General features: G+C 66.5%; 6 protein-coding genes. 1 reads left to right on the top strand and 5 read right to left on the bottom strand.

Translation table 11 applies throughout. From position 1 onward, the window contains the following. Positions 1-360: 360 nt before the first annotated feature. On the bottom strand, positions 361-783 hold the full coding sequence (locus IWX64_RS05915) for an organic hydroperoxide resistance protein (protein WP_196866215.1): 423 nt from the start codon (positions 781-783) through the stop codon (positions 361-363). 76 nt (positions 784-859) lie between these two features. Then, entirely contained in the window at positions 860-1,165 is a 306-nt protein-coding gene (locus tag IWX64_RS05910; RefSeq protein ID WP_334683179.1) for a MarR family winged helix-turn-helix transcriptional regulator, read from the bottom strand. A gap of 1 nt (position 1,166) precedes the next feature. Here IWX64_RS05910 and IWX64_RS16950 point away from each other — a divergent pair, with 1 nt between their 5' ends. Beyond that, complete coding sequence (locus IWX64_RS16950; protein WP_334683178.1) at positions 1,167-1,406, top strand: hypothetical protein; 240 nt, start codon at positions 1,167-1,169, stop codon at positions 1,404-1,406. A 90-nt stretch (positions 1,407-1,496) separates the two neighbouring features. On the opposite strand, the gene IWX64_RS05905 is transcribed toward IWX64_RS16950, so the two are convergent. The 3 genes from IWX64_RS05905 to IWX64_RS05895 all read right to left on the bottom strand — a co-directional run bounded on the left by IWX64_RS05905 (position 1,497) and on the right by IWX64_RS05895 (position 6,294). After that, a complete protein-coding gene (locus IWX64_RS05905) occupies positions 1,497-3,608 on the bottom strand; it encodes a 3-hydroxyacyl-CoA dehydrogenase NAD-binding domain-containing protein (RefSeq protein WP_196866214.1) in 2,112 nt (703 codons plus the stop codon). Continuing rightward, the gene (locus tag IWX64_RS05900; protein WP_196866213.1) at positions 3,605-4,864 is read right to left on the bottom strand and encodes a thiolase family protein; all 1,260 of its coding nucleotides are present in this window, start codon (positions 4,862-4,864) and stop codon (positions 3,605-3,607) included. The genes IWX64_RS05905 and IWX64_RS05900 overlap by 4 nt, the downstream gene beginning before the upstream one ends. 116 nt (positions 4,865-4,980) lie before the next feature. Beyond that, a complete protein-coding gene (locus tag IWX64_RS05895; RefSeq protein ID WP_196866212.1) occupies positions 4,981-6,294 on the bottom strand; it encodes an HRDC domain-containing protein in 1,314 nt (437 codons plus the stop codon). Between the last annotated feature and the right edge of the window lie 37 nt (positions 6,295-6,331).

The raw sequence follows: 6,331 nt of genomic DNA, 5'->3' as shown, positions 1-6,331 counted from the left end.
CGTCGTTGTGGCGGCCCCAGTCGTGCCAGGCGCCGTTCCAGAAGGCTTTCTGCCAGAGGGCGTTGTCTGCGCCGCGGACGTAGATGTTGCAGACCGTATTGTTGCGGGACACGATCGACGGTCCGCCAGCGAAACCGCCGGCAGGGGCGCCGTGATTGAACCAGCCGGACCACGTCATGGAGCACTCCTCACACTTCCGGAGCCGCCACCGGTTGACCGGGCGTCGCTCCACATCGACTCAGGTCGAAGCAGATTAAGTGTGGACCAGTCCGCGTTACTGGGGCGTTACCGCACCCGGCGCGCTGCCGTCGTTGTGGCGCCGCACCAGGGTTAGGCACCGGGCAGGAATGAAGCCCCGGCTCAGTCGTCAGACACCATCACAGAAACATCGATGTTGCCCTGGACCGCGTTGCTGTAGGGGCATACCTGGTGCGCCTTGTCCGCCAGGGCCTGTGCCTCGTCCTGTGACAGGCCGGGCACAACCACTTCAAGGGTTACCTGAAGTGAGAAACCACCGTTATCGTTGCGGCCCAGGCCCACTTTCGCACCCACACTGGAGTCTCCCAGATCGGCTTTGGCCTCCCGGGCGACAAGTTGGAGCGCCGAGTGGAAGCAGGCGGCGTACCCGGCCGCGAACAGCTGCTCGGGGTTGGTCCCTTCACCGGAACCGCCCAGCGACTTCGGTGCCGCAAGGGCAAAATCAACCTGCCCGTCGTCGGTGCGGGTCCGGCCGTTGCGTCCGGCTCCGGTGGCGATGGCCTCGGCAGTGTAGATGGCGTTCATGGTTCTCCTCGGTGATTGGTCAAGCGGTCGGTGGTTGGTCTGGTGCTGGGTGAAGGTCGAGCGGTCAAGGTGGAGGTCAGGCGTGCTCCGCCGGTGACGGTGTTCCAGCCGTTGGCGACCTGGCAACACTGCAGAAACGTGCTGCCAGGACGTGGAGCGCTGCGAGCTCCTCATCGCTCATTGCGAGCTGGTCCCGTAGGTCTCCCTGGAGCGTGGCGGCCTGGGACTCGAGCCCCGCGCCGCGCTCGGTCAGGCGAATGGTGACCGTGCGGCCGTCCTGGCTTTCCCTGCGACGCTCCACCAACCCAAGTGCCTCCAGCCGTTTAAGCAGCGGTGAGAGGGTGCCGCTATCAAGATGCAGCCGGGACCCCAGTTGCGACACGGTGCTGCAGTCCTTTTCCCAGAGGACGAGCAACAACTTATCTCTCGATTGCCTGATACTCGCGGCCTTCCGACGCTCCCGGAATCTGGCCGAGCCGCCCGGTCTGAACCTGATCGTCTTCGACGCGCACTCGATCGCCGTCATCATCCTGATCGTGATGGGGATTGCCTTCCTGCCCGGGACACTGCCGGCGGCACGTGGTGCCACAGCGGAGCCGGTGGAGTTCCTCCGGTGCGAGTGAGCGGACTGGGCCAGAACCGGGAACGGCGCCCGCCCCCTGAGAGGGGGGAACGGGCGCCGTTCGGGGTCGCGGGTCTTGAGGGGGCGGGTCCTAGTGGAAGGTCTTCCCGTTGACCCGCTCGGATGCGCCCACCCGATCCAGATAGGGGGTGATTCCGCCCATGTGGAAGGGCCAGCCGGCACCGAGGATGACACACAGGTCGATATCCTCGGGCGCGGCAACCACTCCCTCATCGAGCATCCGGCCAATCTCGTCGGCGAGGGCATCCTGGGTTCGGCGGAGCACCTCGGCGCTGTCCGACGGCGCATCGCCACGGGACATCAGCGCCAGGGTCGACTCGGGCACCGTCTCGGTGCCGTCCTCGCCCCTGACCCATAGTCCCTTGATTCCGGCGTCGATCAGCTTTTGCTGATTGGCCGATACGTGGAACCGGTCACCGAATGACGCGTGCAGGGACTCCTGGACATGCTGACCCACCGGTAGTCCCACCAGGGCGAGCAGACGGAACGGCGTCATGGGGAGCCCCATCGGGCGCAGCGCGTTGTCGGCGGTCGCGGCGTCGGTGCCCTCGTCGAACACCGCAGTGATCTCACCAAACATCCGGCCCAGGATGCGGTTGACCACAAACGCCGTCGCGTCCTGCACCAGCACGGCTGACTTCTTGAGTTCCTTGGCCAGAGCGAAAGCCGTGGCCAGGACGGCGTCGTCGGTGTGCGGCGCCTTGACGATCTCCAACAGGGGCATGGCCGCTACCGGGTTGAAGAAATGGAAACCCACAACGCGTTCGGGGTGGGAGAGGTCGGCCGCCATCTCGGTGACCGACAGCGAGGAGGTGTTGGTCGCAAGGATGCACTCGGGTGACACCACTGCCTCCACCTCCGCGAAGACCGTCTTCTTGACGCTGAGCTCTTCAAAGACCGCTTCGATCACGAAGTCGGCGTCAGCGAAGGCCTGCTTCGAGACGGAACCGGAGACCAGCGCCTTGGTCCGGTTGGCCGCATCGGGGGACAGCCGCTTCTTCGACAGCAGCTTGTCTACTTCGGCGTGGACATAGGCTACCCCCTGATCGACGCGCTGCTGATCGATATCGGTGAGGACCACGGGGACCTTGAGCTGCCGAGCGAAGAGCAGCGCCAATTGTCCGGCCATCAGACCGGCACCGACGACGCCGACCTTCGTCACCTTGCGCGCGAGCTTGCGGTCGGGGGCACCTGCCGGACGCTTCGCCCGCTTCTGCACCAGATCCAGGAACGCGTAAACGGTCGCGTGGAACTCGGGCGTCTGCATGAGGTGGGTCAGGGCCTCACACTCGGCGGCGGCCGACTCCTCGCGGGTACGGTTCTTCCCGGCTTCAAAAAGGTCGAGGACCTTCCCGGGCGCAGGTGCGGCGTTGGAGGTCTTCGCGTCCACGAAGGCCCGCCCGGCTGCTGCCGCAGCATCCCAGTCGGCGTCGGTGTATGCGGCGTGTGTGGCACGGCGCGCGTCGACGGCTGAGCTGTCTTTCAGGACGCCGGCTGCCCAGGCGAGGGATTGCTCAAGGAAGTCGGCTGGCTCCAGCAAGGTATCGGCGATACCGAGGTCGAACGCCGAGCGCCCGTCGAGCATCCGGTTGTTGCTGAGCGGGTTCTCGATCATCACCTTCATGGCAGCGGCCGGACCGATCAGCCGCGGGAGGCGGTAGACCCCACCCCACCCCGGGACGAGCCCGATGAACGCCTCGGGCAGGCCAATGCCGTTGGCACCAGTGGAAATGGTGCGGTAGTCGGCAGCGAGAGCCACCTCCAGGCCGCCACCGAGCGCCACGCCGTTGATGAAGGCGAAGCTCGGGACGCCGAGGCTCCCCAGAAGGTTGTAGGCCTCGTGGCCCAACTCAGCCATCAGGGCACCGTACTCGGCGGCCTTGAGCGTTTTGACGGTCGACAGATCGGCACCGGCAACCAGGAAGTAGGGCTTCCCGGTGATGGCGACGGCCGCCAGTTCGCCGTTGGCCGCGCGGGTCTTCAGCCCCTCCAGCACTGTGCCGAGTTCGATGAGCGTGTTGGGCCCGAGGGTAGTGGGCTTGGTGTGATCCAACCCGTTATCCAGGGTAATCAGCGCGAGGGTCCCGCCCTCCTGGGGCAGGTCGATGTCCTGCACGTAGGAGTGGGTGATGACCTCGTCGGGCACCAGCGCCGCGAGTTTCTCATAACGGTCAAAGCTCATGCTGCGTCCTCCGCTGCGTTCGTCGAATAGTCCGGGTGGTGAGGGTTTTCCCAGATCACCGTGGCACCCATGCCCAGGCCGATGCACATGGTGGTCATGCCGTACCGCGCCGACGGGTCCTCTTCGAACTGCCGGGCCAGCTGCAGCATCAACCGCACTCCGGAGGAGGCCAGGGGGTGCCCGACGGCGATGGCGCCGCCATAGCGGTTCACGCGTGGGTCGTCGTCGGCGATGCCAAAGTGGTCCAGGAAGGAGAGCACCTGGACGGCGAAGGCCTCGTTGATCTCAAACAGGCCGATGTCCTCGATTGACAGCCCCGCCTGGCGGAGGGCCTTTTCGGTGGCGGGTACCGGTCCGATTCCCATCACCTCGGGCTCCACGCCGGCAAAGGCGTAGGCAACCAGTCGCATCTTGGCGGGCAGGCCCAGTTCAGCAGCGGTTTCCGCGGAGGCGAGCAGAGCCGCCGTGGCGCCGTCGTTCAGGCCCGCAGCGTTGCCAGCGGTCACCCGACCATGCGAACGGAACGGGGTGCGCAGGGCGGCGAGGTCCTCGGTGGTGGTGTTCGGCCGGGGCGGCTCATCGACCGTGTTGAGGGTCCATCCGGTGCCTTCCTTGCGGGAGGCGACGGGGACCAGATCGGGCTGGATCTGCCCGCCCGCGTAGGCGGCGGCCAGCTTCGTCTGGCTGGCGACGGCGTACGCGTCGGTCCGGTCCTTGGTAATGGCGGGGAAGCGGTCGTGCAGGTTCTCGGCGGTATTGCCCATGTTCAGCGCGGCGGGATCCACCAGCCGTTCAGAAATGAACCGGGGGTTCGGATCGGTATCAGCGCCCATCGGGTGGTTTCCCATGTGCTCGACACCGCCGGCAATCACGACGTCGTACGCGCCGAAGGCAATGCCCGACGCCGTCGTCGTGACGGCAGTCATGGCGCCCGCGCACATCCGGTCGATGGCGAAGCCGGGAACAGTGCGGGGGAGGCCCGCCAGGAGCGCTGCGGTGCGCCCGATGGTCAGTCCCTGGTCGCCAGTCTGGGTGGTGGCGGCGATGGCGACGTCGTCAATCCGCTCGGCCGGAAGCCCGGGGTTCCGGCGCATCAGGTCGCGGATGCACTTCACCACCAGGTCGTCGGCGCGCACTCCGGCGTAGATGCCCTTTTCCCCGGCCTTGCCGAACGGGGTTCTGACGCCATCGACAAAGACGACGTCCCTGATCCGGCGTCCTGCACCGGTCTGTGCTGGCCCTGTAGTGGTGCTCACCTGTTGCTCCTCATCGAGTCTTCATACGATCTGTGATTGCAATTCGACCTTATGTTACTAGCGGGTAACTTAGCCTGCAAGAACACTGCCCGATCGCAGGTCCCTATCGGGAGCTTCTAGCGGTTCGGATCGGAGGTCCGCGGTGCCTTCTCTGGCAGGGGATCGGGATCGAGGAAGGCGACGGTGAGGACGGCCGCTGTTTTTTCCACCTGCCAGGGGCGTGCACCCAGCTCGGCCAGTGCCCCACTGATCGACTCGAGGGAGATCTCGGCTGGCGGTCGCCAGGCCACCCGCCGCAGGTAGTCGGGAGTCAATAGGTTCTCGATGGGCAGGTTGAGGCTCTCGGCGACGACTGCCAGCCGGGGGCGGGCGGTTGCGAGGCGTGCCGCTGCCTCGGGGTCCTTGTCCGCCCAGACCCGTGGGGGTGGCGGCGAATTGGTGGGCAGCTGCATTTCAGGGAGGGCGGTGAGGGTTCGCGCCTCGCTGATGCAGCGGAGCCAACGTGGTGCCTCCCTCGCGGCGGCGCGACCATGGAAGCCTGTTGTTCCCAGCAGCTGGGGGACCGTGCTGGGCATGGCCTTGGCCGCGGCAAGGATGGCTGAGTCCGGGATGAGGCGGCCGGGAGCGATGTCGCGGTTCTTCGCCAGGTCCTCGCGCTCAAGCCACAGCTGGCGCACTGCCGTCAGCTGCCGCCGATCCCTGATCTGGTGTAGGCCGGACGTCCTGCGCCACGGATCGACCCGGGGCTCGGCGGGCGGCGTACTCCGGATGTGCTCGAACTCCTGCTCGGCAATCTCGAGCTTCCCGTCACGGGAGAGCAAACTAATCAGCTCGGTGCGCAGTTCGGTCAGGACCTCGACGTCGAGCGCGGCGTACCGGAGCCACGGCTCCGGCAGGGGACGGCGGGACCAGTCGGCGGCCGAGTGCTCCTTGGCAAGGGTGTACCCCAGCAAGCTTTCGATCACCGCGGCGAGACCCACCCGGGGCATCCCGGCAATCCGCGCCGCGAGTTCGGTGTCGAACAGCCGGTCGGGCCACATGCCCAGCTCTGACAGGCAGGGTAGGTCCTGGGAGGCGGCGTGGAGAATCCATTCGACTCCCTCAAGAGATTCATCGATGATCCGCAGATCTTCAAAGGGTTCAGGATCAATCAGCCACGTGCCAGCCCCGGCCCGGCGGATCTGCACCAGGAAAGCCCGCTGCCCGTACCGGAACCCTGAGGCGCGCTCGGCGTCGACCCCTGCGGGACCGGTGCCCTGGGCCAGCGCGCGGGCCGCGCGCTCCAGTCCGGCCCGGGTGTCGATGACCAGCGGTACGCCGTCGCTGGGCTCATTAAGCAGGGGAAGGGGGAGCGGTTCAGCGACGTCCTCAACTGGCGCGCCAGCATCCGGGGCGCGATTGTCAGGATGCTCAGAAGTCTGCGAGGTCATGATGGATCCAGTCTAGCCGCGCCGTCCAGGCGGCTGT

The organism is Arthrobacter sp. CAN_A212 (assembly GCF_015752345.1).
Classification (GTDB): domain Bacteria; phylum Actinomycetota; class Actinomycetes; order Actinomycetales; family Micrococcaceae; genus Arthrobacter_D.
This window is presented reverse-complemented; position numbering and strand designations above follow the sequence as displayed.

Bases quoted from the DNA above. Each gene is read 5' to 3' on its own strand.
- IWX64_RS05915 (WP_196866215.1), bottom strand. From the start codon at position 783: ATGAACGCCATCTACACTGCCGAGGCCATCGCCACCGGAGCCGGACGC.
- IWX64_RS05905 (WP_196866214.1), bottom strand. From the start codon at position 3,608: ATGAGCTTTGACCGTTATGAGAAACTCGCGGCGCTGGTGCCCGACGAG.
- IWX64_RS05895 (WP_196866212.1), bottom strand. From the start codon at position 6,294: ATGACCTCGCAGACTTCTGAGCATCCTGACAATCGCGCCCCGGATGCT.